The sequence below is a fragment of the Streptomyces sp. NBC_01296 genome, from assembly GCF_035984415.1.
GTDB lineage: Bacteria > Actinomycetota > Actinomycetes > Streptomycetales > Streptomycetaceae > Streptomyces.
Map to the genome: position 1 here is coordinate 5612007 of NZ_CP130720.1, position 20424 is coordinate 5632430.

17 protein-coding genes are annotated in these 20424 nt (G+C 73.9%); 7 read left to right on the forward strand and 10 right to left on the reverse strand.

All coding sequences use genetic code 11. The annotated features are described in order from the left end of the window. Positions 1-36: 36 nt before the first annotated feature. From OG299_RS25510 to OG299_RS25545, 8 genes are all read right to left on the reverse strand, one after another. Positions 37-1434, reverse strand: coding sequence for a GlnX family signal transduction membrane protein (locus OG299_RS25510; protein ID WP_405702895.1), 1398 nt, complete (start codon positions 1432-1434; stop codon positions 37-39). A gap of 177 nt (positions 1435-1611) precedes the next feature. Next, complete coding sequence (locus OG299_RS25515; RefSeq protein WP_327362742.1) at positions 1612-2631, reverse strand: N-acetylglucosamine kinase; 1020 nt, start codon at positions 2629-2631, stop codon at positions 1612-1614. Next, positions 2622-3896, reverse strand: a complete 1275-nt coding sequence (locus OG299_RS25520; protein ID WP_266629182.1) for a 6-phospho-beta-glucosidase — start codon at positions 3894-3896, stop codon at positions 2622-2624. Before OG299_RS25520 ends, OG299_RS25515 begins: the two co-directional genes overlap by 10 nt. A 5-nt stretch (positions 3897-3901) precedes the next feature. Beyond that, positions 3902-4738, reverse strand: a complete 837-nt coding sequence (locus OG299_RS25525) for a carbohydrate ABC transporter permease (RefSeq protein WP_266629184.1) — start codon at positions 4736-4738, stop codon at positions 3902-3904. 2 nt (positions 4739-4740) lie between these two features. Beyond that, a complete protein-coding gene (locus OG299_RS25530; RefSeq protein ID WP_266629186.1) occupies positions 4741-5715 on the reverse strand; it encodes a carbohydrate ABC transporter permease in 975 nt (324 codons plus the stop codon). 6 nt (positions 5716-5721) lie between these two features. Continuing rightward, positions 5722-7056: an ABC transporter substrate-binding protein gene (locus OG299_RS25535; RefSeq protein WP_327362743.1), complete on the reverse strand. Its 1335-nt coding sequence runs from the start codon at positions 7054-7056 to the stop codon at positions 5722-5724. A gap of 147 nt (positions 7057-7203) precedes the next feature. Continuing rightward, the gene (locus tag OG299_RS25540) at positions 7204-8406 is read right to left on the reverse strand and encodes an ROK family transcriptional regulator (RefSeq protein ID WP_266629190.1); all 1203 of its coding nucleotides are present in this window, start codon (positions 8404-8406) and stop codon (positions 7204-7206) included. Between the two features lie 142 nt (positions 8407-8548). Next, entirely contained in the window at positions 8549-9640 is a 1092-nt protein-coding gene (locus OG299_RS25545; RefSeq protein WP_266629192.1) for a mechanosensitive ion channel family protein, read from the reverse strand. Between the two features lie 297 nt (positions 9641-9937). Here OG299_RS25545 and OG299_RS25550 point away from each other — a divergent pair, with 297 nt between their 5' ends. Then, positions 9938-10474: an HNH endonuclease gene (locus OG299_RS25550; RefSeq protein ID WP_030297339.1), complete on the forward strand. Its 537-nt coding sequence runs from the start codon at positions 9938-9940 to the stop codon at positions 10472-10474. A 33-nt stretch (positions 10475-10507) separates the two neighbouring features. On the opposite strand, the gene OG299_RS25555 is transcribed toward OG299_RS25550, so the two are convergent. Next, positions 10508-13600, reverse strand: coding sequence for a beta-N-acetylglucosaminidase domain-containing protein (locus OG299_RS25555; RefSeq protein ID WP_327362744.1), 3093 nt, complete (start codon positions 13598-13600; stop codon positions 10508-10510). 211 nt (positions 13601-13811) lie between these two features. Here OG299_RS25555 and OG299_RS25560 point away from each other — a divergent pair, with 211 nt between their 5' ends. Genes OG299_RS25560 through OG299_RS25570 form a run of 3 tightly spaced genes read left to right on the forward strand, consistent with a single transcriptional unit; the run spans position 13812 to position 16316 of the window. Further along, complete coding sequence (locus tag OG299_RS25560; protein WP_266629198.1) at positions 13812-14039, forward strand: hypothetical protein; 228 nt, start codon at positions 13812-13814, stop codon at positions 14037-14039. 22 nt (positions 14040-14061) lie between these two features. Continuing rightward, on the forward strand, positions 14062-16056 hold the full coding sequence (locus OG299_RS25565) for a 4-alpha-glucanotransferase (protein ID WP_266629200.1): 1995 nt from the start codon (positions 14062-14064) through the stop codon (positions 16054-16056). Between the two features lie 20 nt (positions 16057-16076). Continuing rightward, positions 16077-16316: a hypothetical protein gene (locus tag OG299_RS25570; RefSeq protein ID WP_266629202.1), complete on the forward strand. Its 240-nt coding sequence runs from the start codon at positions 16077-16079 to the stop codon at positions 16314-16316. 147 nt (positions 16317-16463) lie between these two features. On the opposite strand, the gene OG299_RS25575 is transcribed toward OG299_RS25570, so the two are convergent. Next, the gene (locus OG299_RS25575) at positions 16464-16967 is read right to left on the reverse strand and encodes a MarR family winged helix-turn-helix transcriptional regulator (protein ID WP_266629204.1); all 504 of its coding nucleotides are present in this window, start codon (positions 16965-16967) and stop codon (positions 16464-16466) included. Between the two features lie 105 nt (positions 16968-17072). Here OG299_RS25575 and OG299_RS25580 point away from each other — a divergent pair, with 105 nt between their 5' ends. The 3 genes from OG299_RS25580 (at position 17073) to OG299_RS25590 (ending at position 20424) form a co-directional block, all read left to right on the forward strand. Beyond that, positions 17073-18368, forward strand: a complete 1296-nt coding sequence (locus tag OG299_RS25580; protein WP_327362745.1) for an MFS transporter — start codon at positions 17073-17075, stop codon at positions 18366-18368. Positions 18369-18460: 92 nt separating this feature from the next. Then, positions 18461-19411, forward strand: coding sequence for an EamA family transporter (locus tag OG299_RS25585; protein ID WP_266629208.1), 951 nt, complete (start codon positions 18461-18463; stop codon positions 19409-19411). A 62-nt stretch (positions 19412-19473) separates the two neighbouring features. Then, positions 19474-20424 carry a DMT family transporter gene (locus OG299_RS25590; protein WP_266633548.1) on the forward strand — a complete coding sequence of 317 codons (951 nt, stop codon included), beginning with the start codon at positions 19474-19476 and terminating at the stop codon, positions 20422-20424.

A 20424-nucleotide genomic window follows, 5' to 3' on the forward strand; every position in this document is an offset into this window, starting at 1 on the left:
CCTCGCCGTGGGACTTCACGCGTATCCGCATCGCTGTCACCTGTACTCCGAAAGCCGGCGCCCGATGCCGAGCAGCGCCGCCGCGGCGCCGACCACCGCGAGGGCCGCCGAACCCGTCACCAAACCGCCCAGCGCGCCGAGCCCGCCCCGGGCCGCCCGGGTGAACTCCTTCTGCTCATGGGCCACTGCCTGCTCCAGGGACGCGTCCACCGTGTCGAACGAGGCCCCGCTGCTGTCCTTGTGGTCCTTGTCCCCGATGACCTGGGGCAAGGCGTCCTGGTAGTCGCCGCGCAAGTCGGTCTCCCGGGCCGCCGCGTGCCGCTGCTTCCACTGCCTGACACCGTCCGCGGCGCGGCCGACCGGCTCCCGCCCGCTGCTGTCGTCGGCGAGCTTCAGCGCCGTCGCCAGCCCGGCGTCCAGCTCCTTCATCTCGGTCGTGAAGTCGACGTCGTACTTGTCGGACTTGTTGTCCGCGGCCAGTACGGCGCCCCGCGCGATCAGCGTCAGGTTCTCACTGGCGCGCGCCTGGAGCGAGGCGATCCGCGCGTCGTTCAGCACCTTCAGCGACTCCTGCCCGTCCGATCTGGCCTCCGCCAGCTCCGACCGGGCGACCGTGTGCCCCACGGCCAGCCACATCAGCACCACCAGCGAGGCGGCCGTCGCCGCCACGAGACCGTGGTTGAAGACCCGGTTCGTCCGACGGTAGTTGCGGCGCTGCGCCCACGCCAGCGCGGCGAGCGCGAGCAGCCCCGCACCGAGCGAGGCCAGCGGCAGCGAGCGGGCGTCGTCGTAGTCCGTGTAGAGCCGGCCCGTCTCCGCCTCGTACAGCCGCTGCGCGGCGGGCAGCAGCTGGGTGCTCATCTGCTCGTTGGCGTACCGCAGATAGGCGCCGCCCAGCGGCAGGCCCTGCTTGTTCGTGGCCCGGGCCTGCTCGATCAGGCCCGTGTAGCGGGGCAGCTGCTCGCTCAGCAGCGCGATCTGCCGACGGGAGTCCTCGTCCGCCCTGGTGTTGGCGGCCGCGCTCACCAGCAGCTTCGAGGCGTTGGAGATGTCCTTCTCGTACCGCTGGCGGACCTCCCGCGGTTCGTCGCCGCCGGCCAGGAACCCGCTGGAGGAGGCCGTGTCGGCGTCCGCGAGCGAGCGGTAGATGCTCGCCGCGTCCGCGCTCAGCGGCTGGCTGCGGCCCACCACGTCCTCCGCGGCGCCGACCCGGCCGGAGATCTCCAGGACGGTCACCGCGCCGAACAGCAGGACCAGGGCGGCCAGGGCCGCGCCGATGATCCGCAGTCGGCCGGGCTCGGTCGTCGCGGCCGCGCGCAGCCGCTCCACACCCTCGGCCCAGGCCGTACTGCCGGGCCGGGGAGGCGCCTGCGGCGGACCCGCGGGCGCCACGGCGCCGCCGCCGGGCGCGGGCGCGCGTGATGTGATGGCCACCGTGACCTCCCCCTTGGTCCTCTGCTCCGCAGCAGTATGGCCGTAGTGGCGGTCAACCACAGCACCCGGTGCCGGATCCTGGCGATCCACCCCCTGTGCGCGCCGACCCCACCCCTTCACCGTGAATACGACTCCGTGGCCGCCACGGTTCCAGAACCGGGGCCTGGCGGGGCAGGTTCACCCGAAATGGGCACGGAGTTTTCCATGGGCCTCGGGCAGCGCCCCGAGCGCGTCCAGCCCCAGCAGCCCGGCGCCCAGCACCGGCGGGGCCGCGACCACCGACACCCGGGCCCGCGGGGCCCGCCGCGCCAGCCCCGCCGCGATCCGCTCGTCCAACTGCTCGTGACCGGCCGTGAGCACCCCGCCGCCGAGCAGGACCGGAGCCTCCTCGTCCAGCAGGTCCAGCCGGTCCAGCGCCACCGACGCCAGCGCCACCACCTCGTCCGCCTGCCGCTCCACGATCGCCGAGGCCACCGCATCGCCCGCCGCGGCCACCGCGAACAGCACCGGCACCAGCTCGTGGGTCCGCCGCTGCGCCAGGGTCCCCAGGTGCAGCGCCTCGATCAGCCGGGCCATCGAAGCGAGCCCGAAGTGCTCCGGCAGCGCCGCCGCCAGCGCCGTCGGCCCGCCGCGGCCGTCCTCCGCCCGCGCCGCCCACCACAGGGCCTCCGCGGCCAGGCCGCCCCCGCCGCCCCAGTCGCCGGAGATCTGCCCGAGCGCCGGGAACCGGGCCGTGCGCCCGTCGGGGAGCATCCCCACGCAGTTGATGCCGGCCCCGCACACCACCGCCACCCCGCGCGGCGGCTCGCCCGCGGCGAGCCCGGCCCGCAGGATCGCGAAGGTGTCGTTGAACACCCGGGTCGCCGCGCCCCAGCCGCGCGCGCCGATCGCGGCCGCGAGCTGCCGCTCCTCCACCGGGAGATCGGCATTGGCCAGACAGGCCGAGACCTGGCCGGCGTACGGCGCACCGGGCCCCGGCAGCGGCAGCGCGGCCGCCTCGGCGGCCTCCGCGACCGCCTGCGCCAGTACGTCCACCGCCGCCTCGACACCGGTGCGCTGCGGCTGGAAGCCGCCGGAGCGCCCGGTGCCGAGGACCGTGCCGTCCGCGGCGATCAGGGCCGCGTCCGTCTTGCTGTTGCCCGCGTCGACGGCGAGGACGGCGGGGCGGGTGGGGCGGGCGGGAGGGTTCACGCCCATGCCAGGTGCTCCTTGTTGTGCGCGAGGAGCCGGTCGGTCAGCCCCTCGGCGCGTTCGAACTGGCCGACCAGCGGGTGGGCCAGCAGCGCCTTGAAGACCCGTTCGCGGCCGCCTCGTACGGCCGCGTCCAGCGCCAGGTCCTCGTACGCCGTGACGTGCGCGACCAGACCGGCGTACAGCGGGTCGAGCCGCGCCGCGGCCAGCGGCACCGGGCCGGACCGGTCCACCCGGGCCTGCACCTCGATCACCGCGTCGTCCGGGAGGAACGGCAGCGTCCCGTCGTTGCGCGTGTTGACCACCTGCAGTGCCGCCGGGCCCGGGGCGCCGTCGCCCAGCAGCGCCGCCGCCAGGTCCACGGCCGCCTCCGAGTAGAAGGCCCCGCCCCGCTTGGCCAGCAGTTCCGGCTTCTCGTCCAGCGCCGGATCGGCGTAAAGGGCGAGCAGCTCCTTCTCCATCGCGGCCACCTCGGCGGCCCGCGAGGGCTTCCCGCCCAGCTCGCGCACGACCGCGTCGTGCGCGTAGAAGTACCGCAGGTAGTACGAGGGGACGACGCCGAGGCGGTCCAGTACCGCGCGCGGCAGCCGCAGGTCCGCGGCGACGGCCTCCCCGTGCTCGGCGAGCAGCCGCGGCAGCAGGTCCTCGCCGTCCGGGCCGCCCTTGCGCACGCCCAGCTCCCAGGTGAGGTGGTTGAGGCCCACGTGGTCCAGGTGGATGTCGGCCGGGGCCAGGTCCAGCAGCGCCGCGAACTTCCGCTGGAAGCCGATGGCGACGTTGCACAGCCCGACCGCCTTGTGCCCGGCCTGCAGCAGGGCGCGGGTGACGATCCCGACCGGGTTCGTGAAGTCGATGATCCAGGCGTCCGGGCTGGCCCGCCGGACCCGCTCGGCGATGTCCAGCACCACCGGGACCGTCCGCAGCGCCTTGGCGAGCCCGCCCGCGCCGGTGGTCTCCTGCCCGACGCAGCCGCACTCCAGCGGCCAGGTCTCGTCCTGCAGCCGGGCCGCCTGCCCGCCGATGCGCAGCTGGAGCAGCACCGCGTCGGCGCCCTCGACGCCCGCGTCGAGATCGGCGGTGGTGGTGATCCGTCCCGGATGCCCCTGCCTGGCGAAGATCCGCCGGGCCAGCGCGCCGATCAGCTCCAGCCGCTCGGTGGCGGGGTCGATGAGCACCAGCTCGCCGATCGGCAGGGTGTCGCGCAGCCGCGCGAATCCGTCGATCAGCTCGGGGGTGTAGGTGGAACCGCCGCCCACCACTGCGAGTTTCATGGTCATCAGCCTTTCACTCCGGTCAGGGTGACGCCCTCGACGAACGCCTTCTGGGCGAAGAAGAAGAGGACGATCACGGGGGCCATGACCAGCACGGTTGCGGCCATGGTCAGATTCCAGTTCGTGTGGTGAGCCCCCTTGAAGGACTCCAGTCCGTAACTGAGGGTCCAGGCGGCGGGGTTGTCCGAGGCGTAGATCTGCGGGCCGAAGTAGTCGTTCCAGGCGCAGAAGAACTGGAACAGCGCGACGGCGGCGATGCCCGGCTTCGCCATCGGCACGACGACGCGCAGCAGGGTGCGGACCTCGCCGCAGCCGTCGACCTTGGCCGCGTCCAGGTACTCGTCGGGGATGGTCAGCAGGAACTGGCGGAGCAGGAAGATGGAAAACGCGTCGCCGAAGGCCATCGGGATGATCAGCGGCCACAGCGTTCCGGACAGGTCCAGCTGCTTGGCCCAGAAGAGGTACATCGGGATGACCACCACCTGCGGCGGCAGCATCATCATGGCGATCACCAGCAGCAGCGAGAGCCGGCGTCCGCGGAAGCGGAACTTGGCGAGGGCGTACGCGACGGGCACCGAGGAGACCACGGTCAGCAGCGTGCCCAGCCCCGCGTACAGCAGGGTGTTGCGCCACCAGGTCAGGAAGCCGGGGGTGTGCCAGACCTTGGCGTAGTTGCCCCACTGCCAGGTGTCGGGCACCAGGTCGCGGGTCAGCGCCTGCTGGTCGCCCATCAGGGAGGTCAGGAGGAGGAAGACGAACGGGAGGACGAAGAACAGGGCGGCCGCGACGCCGAGGGCGTGCACCCCGACCCAGTGCAGGACGGCCTTGCGGTTTCGGTGCATGCTCAGTCACCTGCTCCGATCAGCCCGCCACGGCGGCGCATCAGGAGTGCGGTGAAGGCCATGGAGAGGGCGAAGAGGACCAGCGCGACGACGCACGCGGCGCCGTAGTCGAAGCGCTGGAATCCGACGTTGTAGACGACCTGGGGGAGGGTCAGTGTGGACTTGTCGGGGTAGCCCGGCTCGAACTGCTGGCCCGAGCCGCCGATGACACCCGCGGCGACCTTCCCCGCCACCAGGGGCTGCGTGTAGGACTGCATGGCCTGGATGACCCCGGTGACCACCGCGAACAGGATGATCGGCGAGATGTTCGGCAGGGTGATGTGCCGGAACCGCTGCCAGGCGCCGGCCCCGTCCAGCTCGGCGGCCTCGTACTGCTCCTTCGGCACGTCGAGCAGCGCGGCCATGAAGATGACCATCAGGTCGCCGATCCCCCACAGGGCGAGGAGGGTCAGCGCGGGCTTGGACCAGTCGGCGTCGGTGAACCAGCCGGGGGCGGGCAGGCCGACCCCCTCGAGCAGGGTGTTGACCGGGCCGGTGCCGGGGTTGAGCAGGAAGACGAAGGCCAGCGTCGCGGCCACCGGCGGGGCCAGGTAGGGCAGGTAGAACAGGGTCCGGAAGATCCCCGCCCCCGTCTTGATCTTCGTGATGAGCAGGCCGACGCCGAGGCCGAAGACGACCCGGCTGACGACCATCACCACGACCAGCCACAGGGTGTTGCGCATGGCCGGCCAGAACAGCGGATAGTCCGTGAAGACGTACGTCCAGTTGTCCACGCCGTTGAAGGCGGGCGGGCGGAAGCCGTCGTACTTCGTGAAGGAGAAGTACACGGTGGAGACGAGCGGGTACGCGAAGAAGACGGCGAACCCGATCAGCCAGGGCGACATGAAGGCCGCGGTCCGCAGGGCGGACCGCCGGCGCTTCGCCCGCAGGGCGGGTGCGGTGGGGATGGTGCCTGTGCTCGGCATCGCGGTGGTCATCGGGGGCTACTTCGCCTTCGCGATGTCCGTGTCGATCTGCTGGTCGGTCTTGGCGAGGCCGGCCGGGACGTCGGCGACGTCGCCCTTCTCGACCGCGAACGCGAGGTCCTGGAAGGTCAGCTGGTAGGTGCCGCCGTCGGCCTGGGCCGGGGTGGTGTTCGACTTCGGGTGCCGGGCGATGTCGAGGAAGGTCTTGAACTCCGGGGTGACCTGCAGGTTCGGGGACTCCAGGGCGGCCAGGGTGGAGGGCACGTTGTGGATGGCGTTGGCGAACGCCACGACCGCCTCGGTGTCGGTGGTCATGTACTTCACCAGCTCCCAGGAGGCGTTCTGCTTCTTGCTGCCCGAGGCGATGCCCATGATCGTGCCGGAGAGGTAGCCCTTGCCGTAGTCGGCGACCTGGTCGTCCGGCACCGGCAGCGGCGCGGTCCCGATCTCGAACGTGACCCCGGCCTCCTTGGCCATCGCGGCCCGCCACTCGCCGTCGACCTGCATGGCGACCTGGCCCTTGTGGAAGGGGTGCTCGGCGCTCCACTCGTCGCCGAAGGTGTTGCGGAACTTCTCGAGCTTCTCGTAGCCGCCGAGCTTGGCCACCAGGTCCTTCTGCGCGTTCAGCATGCTCGCGAAGCCCGGGTCCTTGGCCAGGTTCGACTTCCCGTCGGCGCCGAAGTACTTCGGGCTCCACTGCGCGGCCAGGCGCATGGGGGTGGTCTCGTAGCCGTGGTAGGTCGGCATGATGCCGAGCTGGTCGTACGAGTCCCCGCTGGGCTTGGTCAGCTTCTGCGCGACCTCGGTGAACCGGCTCCAGGTCTTGGGCGGTTCGGTGATGCCCGCGGCCTTGAAGGCGTCCTTGTTGTAGACGAGGCCGTACGCGTCGTTCAGCAGCGGCAGCGTGCACTGGTTGCCGTTGAACTGGGTGTACTCCAGCAGGGTCTTGGGGAACACCTTCGCCTTGTCGACGCCCGACTTCCGGAGGAAGGGGTTCAGGTCGACGAAGGCGCCGGAGTTGCAGAACTTGCCGACGCTGTCGGTGGTGAAGGAGGAGACCACGTCGGGGGCCTTGTCCCCGCCGGCCCGGAGCGCCTGGTTGATCTTGTCGTCGGTCATGTTGCCCGTGACCTTGACCTTGATGTTCGGGTGCGCCTTCTCGAACCGGGCGATGTTCTCCTCGATCGCCTTGGCCTCGCTCGGCGCGGACCAGCCGTGCCAGAAGTTGAGCGTGACCTCCTTGTCCGGGTCGTCGGCGGCCGCGTTGCCGCTCTGGCCCGCACACGCGGTGGCCAGGACGGATATCGCGGCGACGGCGGTGGCCACGATGGGCAGACGGCGGTTTCTGGGCATGGCGGTGCTCGCTCTCTGGGGGAGGAACTTCCGGAGGTGTGCCAGGGGATGCGACGACGCGCTTCGGTGACGCGGGTGGTGCCGGTGATGCCGGGGGAGCCGGTGGGGGCCGGAGGCGCCGGCCGTACGTACGGGGGGCGGGGTCGGTCAGCGGCGCGAGGTGTCGAAGACCTCGTCGCGGGTGGCGGCGAGGGCGCTCTCCAGCGCGCCGCGCAGTACGGGCCGCTCGCGCACCGTGCCCGACACCAGGCGGGGCCGGGAGGGGGCGAGATCGGCGAGCTCGGTCTCGACGAGCTCGCGCAGCACGTCCCCGCCGGCGGCGGTCACCGCGCCGGAGAGGACCACGATCTCGGGGTCCAGTACGGCGACCAGCGCGGCGAGACCGGTGGCCAGCGCGGTGGCGTACTGCTGCAGGAGCCGCAGGTCCGCCCCCTCGGGACGTCCGGCGGCCTGCGCCAGCAGCGCGACCGCCGCGCCGACCGGCGTGCCCGCCCCGGTCCCGGGCGGCATCCCGATGCCCAGCGCGGCCGCCATCCCGGGCACCGCCTCCGCGCCGGCCAGTGCCTGGTAGCCGCCGGAGTTGACCCGGGTGACCTGCCGGACCAGGGGGTGGCCCGGCACGGGCAGGAACCCGACCTCGCCCGCGCCGCCGGTCCAGCCGCGGTGCAGCCGGCCGCCGAGCACCAGGGCGGCGCCGAGGCCCTCCTCGTTCCACAGCAGGACGAAGTCCCCGTGGCCGCGGGCCGCGCCGAGGCGCTGCTCGGCGACCGCGGCGAGGTTCACGTCGTTCTCGTACCCGACCGGCATCGGCAGGGCCGCCGCCAGCTCCTCGAGGAGGGTGGGGGAGTGCCAGCCGGGCAGGTGCTCGGCGTAGCGCAGCGCCCCGGTGTGGGGATCGAAGGATCCCGGGGTGGCGATGACGACGCGGTGGAGGGCGGAGCGCTCGAGCCCGGCGTCCTTGACGGCCCCGCCGAGGGCCCGGGTGACCCGGTCGACGGCCCCGGCGCCCTCGGCGTACGGGAGCTCGTGGCTGCCGATCACCTCGCCGGTGAGATCGGCGACGGCCGCGACGATGCCGCTCGGGGTGACGTCCAGTCCGGCGACGTGGGCGGCGCGCGGGTTGACCCCGTACAGCTGGGCGTTGGGTCCGGGGCGGCCGCCGGCGGTGCCGGTGGCCACGACCAGCCCGGCGGCCTCGAGGCGGGCCAGCAGCTGGGAGGCGGTGGGCTTGGAGAGCCCGGTGAGCCGGCCGATCCGGGTACGGGACAGGGGCCCGTGCTCCAGCAGCAGGTCCAGCGCCGCGCGGTCGTTCATGACGCGCAGCAGGCTGGGCGTTCCGGGCGTGGTCATGAGCGCTCTCTCCGTCATCGGCTCACGCCGTGGTCAGGAACTGTTAGGTAAGTTTCCTATCGGTGTTTGAGCCGTGTCAATGCCGCTGCCCCCGCAGAAATGAACCTGCGGGGGCAGCGGTGAGGGAGAAGGGGAGAGCGGGCTACTTGCTGATCCGGGGGGTGCCGGCGGCCGGCGCCGGGATCGGGGCGGTGGCCAGGGACTGCGGGGAGGCCGGATTGGCGAGCGCGGAGGGCGGCGCCACGGCGGCCGACGGGTCGGCCGGGGCCTCGTCCGCCTCGCCGTCGGCGGCCGGCAGACCGCCGATGATCCGGATGCCGGCGTCGTCGAAGGCCTCCTTGATCCGCCAGCGCAGCTCGCGCTCCACGGCGAACTGCTGGCCCGGCATCGTCTTCGCGGAGATCTTCACCGTCATCGACGCCAGCAGCACCTCGTCGAGGCCCAGCACCTCCACCGGGCCCCACAGGCGCTCGTCCCACGGGGACTCCTTCGCCAGGCCGTCGGCGACGTGCTTGACCACCTCGCGGACGCGGGTGAGGCTCTCCGACGGCTTGACCTGGACGGTCACGCCCGCGGTGGCCCAGCCCTGGCTGAGGTTGCCGATCCGCTTGATCTCGCCGTTGCGGACGTACCAGATCTCGCCGTTGTCCCCGCGCAGCTTGGTGACGCGCAGGCCGACCTCGACCACCTCACCGGAGGCGACCCCCGCGTCGATCTTGTCGCCGACGCCGTACTGGTCCTCGAGGATCATGAACACGCCGGACAGGAAGTCCGTCACCAGGTTCCGCGCGCCGAAACCGATCGCCACACCGGCCACACCGGCACTCGCGAGCAGCGGGCCGAGGTTGATGCCCAGGGCGCCGAGCACCATCAGCCCGGCCGTGCCGAGGATCAGGAACGAAGCGACCGAACGCAGGACCGAACCGATCGCCTCGGAGCGCTGCCGCCGGCGCTCCGCGTTGACGAGCAGCCCGCCCAGGGCCATGCCCTCAACGGCCTCGGCGCCCCGGTTCATCCGCGTTATCAGCTTGGTCAGCGACTTGCGGACGAGCGAGCGCAGTGCTGCCGCGATCACCAGGATCAGCAGGATCTTCAGGCTGAGGTACAGCCATCCGGCCCAGTTCTCCTCGATGAAGCTGGCAGCGTTCGTGACGCTCTCGTGGGCTTCCTTGACCGAAGCGGCCGGGTCCGGGTTGTCGGCTGCCAGGGGCAGCAGGGCGGCATGCCAGGGCACGACGGGAACCTCCAGGTGTAGCGGTCTGCCCGCGGATCGGGGTACCCCCGGACTCCGTCCGGGGGAGGGCGTGCGGGTGTGCGGGACAGACCAACCACACTAACGGGGCATTCGTGTGACCCCGTTGCCGTGTTCGAGGGAGAGACCGGACTCACCTGGGGATGAACCGGGTGTGGTTGAAAACACCTCGGACCCGTTACGGGCGCGTGGTGGCGCTTCGACCAGCCGTAAGGAGAGACTGGAGAGCAGATCGTCCCGGCGCGAGCCACGCGCCGCCGGCGTACAAGGAGGCAGTCCGTGCCGCACGTCCTGGTCCTCAATGCGTCGTACGAGCCGCTCGGCGTCGTACCGCTCCGCCGCGCGCTCGTCCTCGTACTGGAGAACAAAGCTGTCTCCCTGGAGGAATCCGGCGCCTTTCTGCACAGCGCGACGAGAGTCGTCCCCGCGCCCAGCGTGGTCCGGCTCAAGCGCTTCGTGCGGGTCCCCTACCGGGGGCCCGTTCCACTCACCCGCCGCGCGCTGTTCGCCCGGGACGGCGGCCGCTGCATGTACTGCGGCGGGGTCGCCACGAGCGTCGACCACGTGATCCCGCGCAGCCGGGGCGGGCAGCACGTGTGGGACAACGTGGTCGCCGCATGCCGGCGGTGCAACCACGTCAAGGCGGACCGGCACCTGCTGGAGCTGGGCTGGCGGCTGCGGCACCAGCCGGCTCCGCCGTCGGGGCTGGCCTGGCGGATCATCGGCACGGGCCACCGGGACCCGCGCTGGATGCCGTACCTCCAGCCGTACGGCGCGGAGGACGCCCTGGACCGCATCGGCGCGGCAGCCTCCTGACGCCGGGCCCGGGCCCCGGCCTCCGGGCCGGGGCTACGGAGTGACCGCGTAGGCCTCCGCCGCGAAGAGACTGCAGCCGAAGCGGGTCGCGCGTTTCTCGCAGGTGACGCGGACGAAGCGGGCCGGGGCCGGGGCGTCCAGGCGGACCGTCTCCAGGCCGCCGCGGGAGGCCGGGACCGTCGCCGCCGGGTACCACGTGACACCGTCCGGGGAGGTCTCCACCCGGTACGCCGACGGGTACGCCTCCTGCCAGTGCAGGACCAGCTTGCCGATCCGGGTCGCCGCCGGGAGCTCCGCCTGCCACCACGCGCCGTCCACCGGCTTGGACGACCAGCGCGTGGTCGGGGAGCCGTCCACCGCCGCCGAGGCCGGGAACGCCGGGGTCTCGTCCCCCGACGACGAGGCCCGCGCCGAGCGCAACAGGTCCGGCCCGCCCGTACGCGGGACCGCGCGGACGGTGAGCGTCCGGGTCTGCCCCGCGAACGTGACCGGCACCGGGTAGCTGCCCGCCGGGGTGCCCGCCGGGACCGTCACCGACACCGGGACCGTGACCTGCGTGCCCCGCGGAGCAGCGGCCTCCGCAGGGAGTTTCACATCGACCCCCTGCGGCGGCGCCGCCGAGAGCGGTCCCCGGACCCCGCCCGGGCTCAGCGCCGACAGCCGGCCCGGCACCACCTGAGCGGCCCCGCCGATCTCGACCTCCACGGTCTCCGGCAGCTCGAACGCGGCCGACGGTCCGTCAGCCAGCCACGGCACCACCTGGTGGACCTCCGGAGCCGGACCCGCCCACGACAGCCGCACCGCGTCCGCGCCCAGACCGCCGACGTCCGCCTGCGTCCAGCCCGACGCCGAGGCCTCCGCGACCTTGCGCCAGCCCTCGCCCGGCACGTGCGCCTCCACCGCCGCGCCCCGGACCCCCGCCGGCAGCGGATCCGTCATCACGGTCACCACCGCCACCGGCCGCACCGTGTCCAGCCGGACCGTGTACGAGTCCGGCTCCCGGGAGACCGTGCCCGGCCGGCGGGCCGCTCCCGTCCACGCGTCCGCCTCCGCCGCCGCCTGCGCGAGGAAGGGGTCCAGCACGGTCTGGTCCACCCGGGCGGTGCCCGGCTCGGCCAGTGCCTTGCGGGCCGCCGCCAGTTCCTGCGAGGCCTTCCACGCCGCCGCCCCGTCCCCGCGGGACTGGGCCCGCAGGAGATCCACCGCCAGCTCGCCCGCCGTTCCGTACGCCGACAGCCGCGCCAGCCACGGCCCGGCCTCGGCCGACAGCCCGGGCAGCCGCGCGGGCGCCTCCCGCAGGGCCGTGAACGCCGCCCGCAGCCGGTCGCCGGCGGCCGGGTCGCCCGAGCCGCGGCTGCGCCAGAACTCGTCCACCAGCGGGCGCAGGTACGCCGACTCCTGGTGCCCGAGGCCCGAGGAGGCCGTGTTCCCGGCCAGCGCGGCCAGGGACCGGCGGGCGGCCTGGTCCGGCCCGGCCAGGTCGGAGACCGCCGCCGCCCAGGACGCGCCCGGCCGGTAGCCGTTCGCGTTCCACGCGAAGTCGGCGGCCGTGAACAGCGGGATCCGCGCCAGGGTGCCCTGCTGCATCGCATTGGCCAGCAGGGCCGCCGAGCCGCCCGCCACCGCCGGCTCCCGGCCCGTGTAGGGGCCGAGGAAGACCCGGCCCGGGTCCCAGTCGTTGACCGGGTAGTTGTCCATGGTGACGAGCGGGTGCTGCCCGAAGGCGCTGCGCGCCCCGTCGAGTTCCTTCCCGGTGATCGAGCGCGGCACCACGCCCACGCCCGTCCAGGCGACCTCCACCCGCCCGTCGAGCCGGCTCGCCAGGGCGGTCCGGTACGCGGTCGCGCCCTTCTGGTGGTACTCCGTCGGCATCAGCGACAGCGGCGCCGAGCCCGGATGCCGCGCGGCGAGGTGCGCCGCCAGCTCGTCCGCGACCTCCGCGTGCGCCTTCGCGGCCGCCGCCGGGCCCGTCCCGTACCGCACCCGGTCCGCCCGGCAGCCCCACTCGGTGTAGCTGACGTCCTGGAACTGCACCTGGAACGCCCGGAAGCCCAGGTCCCACATCGCGTCCAGCTTGCGCGCCAGCGCCGCCCGGTCGGCGGCCGAGGCCAGGCACATCGACTGCCCGGGGGCCACCGCCCAGGCGAGCATCACCCGGTTGGCGCGGGCCCGCTCGGCCAGCGCCCGGAACTCCGCCTGCTGCGCCGCCGGGTAGTCCTCGCGCCAGCCGGTCGTACGGTACGGGTCGTCGCCGGGCGCGAGCAGCAGCCGGTTCTGCTTGGTCCGGCCCATGAAGTCCAGCTGTGCGAGCCGCTGGTCCTGCGTCCACGGCTGCCCGTAGAACCCCTCGGTGATCCCGCGTACCGGCGCGGTCGGCCAGTCCCGCACCACGACCCCGGGCACCTTCCCGCCGCCCGCCCCGACCGGGGCCAGCAGCTGGCGCAGCGTCTGCGCCGCGTGGAACAGCCCGTCCTCCCCCACGCCGGCCAGCGCGACCGTGTCCCGGCCCGCGGCCTTGCCGACGGCCAGCCGGTAGCCCCCGTTCGGCAGCTCCGCGGCCCCCGCCGCCGGGGCCGCGCCCAGCGCCCGCAGAGCCTCCTGCGCATCGGGGCCCTGCAGCCGTACGACGGTGCCCCGTTCGGGCAGCGGCGCCCCGGGGGCCGGTTCGTGCAGGGTCCGTACGCCCGCCGCGCGCAGGGCGGTGCGGACCAGCCCGACCGCGTACGGATCGGCGTCCGGCGCCGCCACCAGCACGGCCTCGGCGCCCAGCGGGACCTCGCGCGCCGCGTCGGCGGTCATCGACTGCGGCCGCGGCCACACGGCCGGTCCCTCGGCGGCCGCTCGCGGAGCGTCGGAGCCGGGATCGAACGCGGGCCCAGGAGCCAGCCCCGTCGCGGGGTCGGATCCGGGCGCGGCGGGCCCGGCAGCAGGTCCGCCGGCAGGCCCGTTCGCATGTCCGGCCGCGTTCCCGCCGGCGGGTCCGGCAGCGGGGTCCGGTCCCGGGAGGGCCGGCGCGCTCGGCGCCGCGAACGCGGCGGGCGGACCGGCGAACACCCCGCCGCCCAGCAGCGTCCCGATGACCGCCACCGCCGCCGCCGTCGCCCGCTTCCTGCCCCTGAGCTGCACGGAGCCTCCCCGTCCCGAGTCGTCACCCGCCCGTACGAATGACTCCGAGCCCACCACCCGCGCGGCCGGAGTGTCAATGCGGGCGGGCGTTCTGACCTGGATACGCAGGAATTGCGGCGCTGCCCGCGGGGTATGGCTGCGATGTTCCCGGCGGTGTTCCATGACTCCTGACCCACCCTCACACCCTGTACGGACGAAGGAGCAACCGCGCGTGAACACCGCAACCGGCACCCCGCACAGCCCCGCCGCCCCGCCCCGCACCCCGCTGCTCGCCCACCTGCCCGCGCAGGCCGGGCCCGCCGAAGGACCCCTCACCAGCGAGCCCCCGCTCGCCGGTGCCGCCCACGCGCCGCTGACCAGCGAGCCCCCGCTCACCGACGAGGCCCCGCTGACGAGCGAGCCGACCCCACCCGCCGCGGCCGCTGCCGCAGGCGACTAGACACAGGGACACAGGTATTCACATGGACGACCTCGCCCGGCTCGCGGCCCTGCACGGCATCGCCACCACCTACCGGCCCGCCGAGGACGTCACCGTCCGGGTCCCGGAGGCCACCGTCAGGGCACTCCTCGGGCTGCTGGGGGTCGTCGCCGACGACGCCGAGGACGTCCGGGTGTGCGCCGAGGACGCCGTACGGGAGGCGGCCGAGCGGCTGCTGCCGCGGACGGTGGTGCTCTGGCAGGGGGAACCCGTACCGCCGGAGCCCGCCGGGCTGCCGCCGGGCACCCGGGTGCGGGTGGCCGCCGAGGAGACCGGGGAGGAGCTCGCGTGGGGCCCCGGACTGCCGCTCGGCGTCCACCGGCTCACCGCCGAGACCCCCGACGGCCGGACCGGCGCCGCCACCCTGATCGTGGCCCCGGAGCGGGCCCCGGCCGCGCCCGAGCGGGCCCACGGGCTGCTCGTCCAGCTGTACTCCCTGCTCTCCGAGCAGTCCTGGGGCATGGGGGACCTCGGCGACCTGGCCGCGCTCGCCCGCTGGGCCGGCCGCACCCACGGAGTCGGGTTCATCCAGGTCAACCCGCTGCACGCGGCCGTGCCGGGAACCCCGACCGACCCCTCCCCGTATCGGCCCTCCACGCGGCGCTTCCCCGACCCGGTGCACCTGCGGATCGAGGACGTCCCCGAGTACGCCGACTGCTCCGATGCGGGCGCCCTCGCCGAACTCGCCGCCCGGGGCGGCGAGCTGCGCCGCGAGGTACTGGAGAAGGGGGCGCTGATCGACCGCGACGCCGTCTGGGCCCTCAAGCGCGCCGCCCTGGAACTGCTGTACGCCGTCCCGCGCACGCCCGAACGCGAATCCGCCTACCGGGAGTTCTGCTCTGAACAGGGCGCGGAGCTGGACCTGCACGCCACGTGGTGCGCCGGGCACGCCGGCGACGACCCGGGAAGCGGGGCCGACTTCCACCGCTGGCTGGTCTGGCTGACGGTCACCCAGCTCGCCGCCGCCCAGAGCGCCGCCCGCGAGGCCGGGATGGCGGTCGGCATCGTGCACGACCTGGCCGTCGGGGTGCACCCGAACGGCTCGGACACCTCCGGCCCGCCCCTGTACGCGAACGGCGTGTGCGTCGGGGCCCCGCCGGACGCCTTCAACGCGCGCGGCCAGGACTGGGGGCTGCCGCCGTGGCGGCCCGACCGGCTGGCGGCCACCGGGTACGCGCCGCTGCGGGCCCTGCTGCGCGGGGTGTTCCGCTACGCCGGCGCCCTGCGCATCGACCACGTCATGGGCCTGTTCCGGCTCTGGTGGATCCCGGAGGGCGCCCCGCCCGCCGACGGGGCGTACGTCTCGTACGACGGCGAGGCGATGCTCGCGGTCCTGGTGCTCGAGGCCCACCGGGCCGGGGCCCTGGTCATCGGCGAGGACCTCGGGACGGTGGAGCCCGGGGTCCGCCGGGCACTGGCCCGGCGCGGGGTGCTCGGCACCTCCGTGCTCTGGTTCGAACGGGACTGGGCGGGCGACGGGCAGCCGCTCGCCCCCGTGGCCTGGCGGGCCGATTGCCTGGCGACGGCCACCACCCACGATCTGCCGCCCACCGCCGCCAAGCTGGCCGGCGCCCATGTGGAACTGCGCGACCGGCTCGGCCTGCTGACCCAAGCGGTGGAGCAGGAGCGGGCCCAGGACGCCGCGGACACCGCCCAGTGGCTGGACGTGCTGGAGGGGCTCGGCCTGGACACCAAGGGCGAGGAGGCCGCCGTACGGGCCCTGTACGGCTTCCTGCTGCGCACCCCCGCCCGGCTGGTCGGCGTATGGCTGCCGGACGCGGTCGGGGACCGGCGGCCGCAGAACCTGCCGGGAACCTGGGACCAGTACCCCAATTGGCGGCTGCCGGTCGCCGACGCCGCGGGACGGCCGCTGACCCTGGAGGCGCTGACCGCCTCGCCCCGGGCGAACGCCCTGCTGGGCGCGGTGCGGGAGGGAGCGCGTGCCCGTACGGCACCCCCGGGCGCGCGCTGCGTTTAGGTGTTCGCTACGTTTGCACCGTGGACAAGAAGAACGCTCTGCGCGCCGGCGCCGTCACGGCCGGATCGACGCTGATGATGCTGCTGATGACGTCTCCCGCGCTCGCGGTGACCCGTGATGACGGCGACGACCCGGGTCCGGGCCTGAGCATTGCCCAGACCCTGGGCCTGTACGTGGCCACGCCGATCGCGCTGTTCCTGATCATCGCGGGCCTCGTCATGGTCCTCGACAAGTCGGACAGGCCGCAGACGCAGGGCTGACCCCGCGGGGGGTAGTACCCGTCGGAGACTTCCGGGGCGCCGGGGGTCCGCAAGCCGATGCCGTGTCGGCGTCGGTGCGGACCCCCGGCGCCCCGTTGTGCGTTCCGGCCGTCGGCCGGCCGCCGCCCGGGCGCTTTCCGATGCCTCCTAAGCCGCCGGGACGCCGGACATCAGCTTGCGGAGCAGGCCGGTCAGGACGGCGACCTCCTCGTCGCCGAGCCCGGTGAGCGCGGCGCGCTGCACCTCCAGGCCGGCGGCGACGGCCTCGTCGACGAGGGCGAGCCCGCGGTCGGTGATCGTCACCTGCAGCCCCCGCCGGTCGTGCGGATCGGGCTTGCGGCAGAGCAGGCCGGCCTTCTCCAGCTTGTCCAGGCGCCCGGTCATGCCGCCCGTCGTGAGCATGAGCGTGGCCGACAGCTGGCGCGGCGAGAGCGTGTACGGGGCGCCGGAGCGGCGCAGCGTGCCGACGACGTCGAACTCGCCGCGCGAGATCCCGTGGCCGGCGTAGGCCTTCTCCATCGCATCACCCATGGCCCGGGCGACCCGGTAGATGCGGCCGAAGACGGCCATGGGGGCGGTTTCCAGGTCCGGCCGCACTGCGGCCCACTGGTCGATGATCGCGTCGACGGCGTCCTTGTTGGCCTCGGTCATACGCGCAGTATCCGGCCTTCCTCCGATCGTTCGCAAGAAAGTTGCTTGACGGAAAGTAGCTTAGAGGTAAGCTACTTTCCAGCAACCTACTTGGGGGAGGAAACGATGGCCGTGGCCGGGGAATCAAAGGTGGCGGGGGAGCGGTCCCTGCTCGTCGCGGCCGGAGTCAGTGCGGTCGGGATCGGCATGTACGTCCCGTTCTCGCTCGTCTTCTTCCACCACGTCACCGGCCTCTCCTTCGCCCTCGTCGGCGTGGTCATGACCGCCACGGGCCTGGCCGGACTGGCGTTCATGCCGCTGGCCGGCTCGGCCGTCGACCGGTTCGGCGCCCGGCGGATCGTCCTGGTCCTCTACGCGCTGCGGGCGCTCGGCTTCGCGCTCTACCCGTTCGCCGGCTCGCTGCCCGCCTTCGCCGCCGTCGCGCTCGTCACCGCCCTGGCCGACCGGTCCTTCCCCGCCGTCCAGCAGTCGCTGATCGGGGAGGTGGCGCGCGGCGCCGCCCGGGACCGGCTCCAGGCCTCCCTGCGAGCCCTGCAGAACGCCGGGATGGGCGCCGGGGCCCTGATCGTCTCCGGAGTGCTGGCGCTGTGGGGGGCGGCCGCCTTCACGTACACGGCCTGGGGCAACGCGCTGGCCTTCGCGCTCGCCGGACTGCTCGTGCGCCGGGTCCGCCCGGTGCGGGACGGTCAGGGCGCCGCCGCCGAGCGGCCGCCCGCCGGATACCGGATGGTCCTGCGCGACCGGCCCTTCCTCGCGCTGACCGCCGCCAACTTCCTGACCGCACTGGGCTACGCGGCCCTGTCCGTGCTCTTCCCGCTCTACATCGCCACCTGGCTGCACGGGCCCGACTCCCTCACCGGAGCCGCGTTCACCGTCAACACCGCCCTGTGCGCCGGGATCGGCGTGCTCGTCGCGGGCCGGGTCCGCCGCTCGAGGGCCCGCCGCACCCGCTCGGCCGCCCTCGGCGCCCTGCTCTTCGCCGCCGCCTTCGTCGGGCAGATCGTGCTCGGCACGCTGCGCCCCGGGCAGACCGCGACCCTGGTCGCCCTGCTGGTCATCGTCGTCGTCTACACGCTCGGCGAGCTCGTGCACAGCCCGTCCGGCGGGGCCCTGTCGGTCTCCGCAGCCCCGGCAGCCGTACGCGGCCGCTACCTGGCCACCTACCAGCTGTCGTACTCGCTGGCCACCGCCCTGGCCCCGTCCCTCTTCACCGCCCTGCTCTCCGTCGACGGCCGCCTGCCCTGGGCCGTCCTCGCGGCCGCCGCGGGCGGCGCCGCCCTGGCGCTGGTCCGGCTCGAGCGGCGGCTGCCGATCGAGGCCGTGTACGCGGAGCCGCCGGTCGTGGTCGCCGCCGCCGGGGCGCGGACCGGGGCCGCCCGGGCGCATGCCCCGGCTGCCTGAGCCGCCTGCCTGAGCCACCTGCCCGAGCCGGCTGCCGGTGGTCCGGCTCCGCGCCGTCCCGAGTTCCTCACCTGCCCGAGGAGTCACCCGTCATGAACCGTCTCGCCACCGTCGCCCTGACCGCACTCGCCCCGGTCTCCTGGGGCTCGACCTACGCCGTGACCACCGAACTGCTCCCGCCCGACCGGCCCCTGTTCACCGCGGTGATGCGGGCCCTGCCCGCCGGACTGCTGCTCACGGCCCTGTCCCGCAGACTCCCGAGCGGGCAGTGGTGGTGGAAGTCCGCCGTCCTGGGCACGCTCAACATCGGCGCCTTCTTCCCGCTGCTGTTCCTCTCCGCGTACCGGCTGCCGGGTGGGGTGGCGGCCGTACTCGGCTCCGCCGGCCCGCTGTTCGTCGTCGGACTCGCCGCCCTCGTCCTGGGGGAGCGGGCGCGGCTGCGGACCGTCCTCGCCGCCGTCGTGGGGGCGTTCGGCGTGAGCATGGTCGTCCTGACCGCCGAGGCCCGGCTGGACCTCGTCGGCATCGTCGCCGGTGTCGTCTCCTCCGCCTCCATGGCCGCGGGCACGGTCATGACCAAGCGCTGGGGGCGCCCGGACGGGGTCGGCCCGCTGGCCGTGGCCGGCTGGCAGCTCACCGCGGGCGGGCTGGTCATCATCCCCGTCGCGGCCTTGATCGAGGGGGCGCCGCCCGCACTCGACGGCAACGCCCTCCTCGGCTACGGCTACATGATGCTGATCAACACCGGTATCGCGTACTGGCTCTGGTTCCGCGGCATCGGCCGGCTCACCGCCACCTCGGTCACCCTGCTGGGCCCGCTCTCCCCGCTCAGCGCGGCCGTGATCGGCTGGGCGGCCCTCGGGCAGGCGCTGTCCCCCGTGCAGCTGGTGGGCATGGGGATCGCCTTCGGCGCCACCGTCGCGGGCCAGCTGTTCGCGGCCGGCTCAGCCCCCGCTTCCGCCTCGGCCGAATCGTTCAGTTCTACTGAAAAGAATGATCGAAACATTTCGATGGACCTGACGGATGGCCCGGTGCGACGGTAGACCCGCGTCGGACGGACAGACCGTCGGACCAGCACCCGAGGGGGAGATACACCGTGGCCGTCATGGACCGGGTCCGTACCGTTGCGCAGCACAAGCCGGGCATCCGGGTGAAGAAGGGCTCCGCCGGACTCGGCGTACTCCTCGCCCTGGTCGCCACGGTCGTCTGGTCCGGCAGCTTCGTCGCCACCCGGGGGATGGCCGACGCCGTCCCGCCCGTCCAGGCCGTGTTCTGGCGCTGGATCATCGCCACCCTCGCCGTCGCCCCCTTCGCGGCCCGGCAGGCCTGGCAGCAGCGGGAGCTGATCCGGCGGCACCTCGGGTTCATCGCCCTCGCCTCGCTGTTCGGCGTCGCCCTGTACAACACGCTCGTGCACCAGGCCGGACTGACCACCTCCGCCTCCAATATGGGCATGATCATGGCCGCCTCGCCGGTCGTCATGGCGCTGTACGCCCGCCTCGGCGGCGAACGCCTCGGCGCCCGGCGCACCTTCGGGCTGCTGCTCGCCGCGTTCGGCGTGCTGCTGCTCGTCGGGGACGGCTCGCTCGGCTTCGACTTCGGCGCCGGCGACCTGTGGATGTTCGCCGCCGCCCTGTCGTTCGCCACGTACAGCGCGCTGCTCAAGCGCAAGCCCGCCGAACTCGGCGGACTTGCCTTCCTGATCACCACCTTCGTGCTCGGCGCGCTGATGCTGGCCCCCGCCTACGCCGTGTCCGTCACCGTCCAGGGCGGCTTCGAGGCCACCGCGGGCACCGGCGGCATGCTGCTCTACGTCGGCGTCATGTCCTCCGCGGTCGCCTTCTTCGCCTGGAACAAGGCCGTCTCGCTCATCGGCGCGGCCCGGGCGGGCGTCGTCTACTACCTCCAGCCGGTGTGCGTCGCCGGCCTCGGCCTCCTGCTGCTGGGAGAGCGGACGGGCCCGGCCCAGCTGCTCTGCATGGCGCTGATCCTCGGCGGCGTGAGCCTGGGGAGTGCCGTGTCGGTCAGGCCGGGCTCGCTGAGAGCGCGGCGGTAG

Coding starts and splice junctions, on each gene's coding strand:
- OG299_RS25535 (WP_327362743.1), bottom strand. CDS start 7,056: ATGCCCAGAAACCGCCGTCTGCCCATCGTGGCCACCGCCGTCGCCGCG.
- OG299_RS25525 (WP_266629184.1), bottom strand. CDS start 4,738: ATGCACCGAAACCGCAAGGCCGTCCTGCACTGGGTCGGGGTGCACGCC.
- OG299_RS25575 (WP_266629204.1), bottom strand. CDS start 16,967: ATGACCGAGGCCAACAAGGACGCCGTCGACGCGATCATCGACCAGTGG.
- OG299_RS25580 (WP_327362745.1), top strand. CDS start 17,073: ATGGCCGTGGCCGGGGAATCAAAGGTGGCGGGGGAGCGGTCCCTGCTC.
- OG299_RS25585 (WP_266629208.1), top strand. CDS start 18,461: ATGAACCGTCTCGCCACCGTCGCCCTGACCGCACTCGCCCCGGTCTCC.
- OG299_RS25530 (WP_266629186.1), bottom strand. CDS start 5,715: ATGACCACCGCGATGCCGAGCACAGGCACCATCCCCACCGCACCCGCC.
- OG299_RS25515 (WP_327362742.1), bottom strand. CDS start 2,631: ATGGGCGTGAACCCTCCCGCCCGCCCCACCCGCCCCGCCGTCCTCGCC.
- OG299_RS25590 (WP_266633548.1), top strand. CDS start 19,474: ATGGACCGGGTCCGTACCGTTGCGCAGCACAAGCCGGGCATCCGGGTG.
- OG299_RS25540 (WP_266629190.1), bottom strand. CDS start 8,406: ATGACCACGCCCGGAACGCCCAGCCTGCTGCGCGTCATGAACGACCGC.
- OG299_RS25520 (WP_266629182.1), bottom strand. CDS start 3,896: ATGAAACTCGCAGTGGTGGGCGGCGGTTCCACCTACACCCCCGAGCTG.
- OG299_RS25565 (WP_266629200.1), top strand. CDS start 14,062: ATGGACGACCTCGCCCGGCTCGCGGCCCTGCACGGCATCGCCACCACC.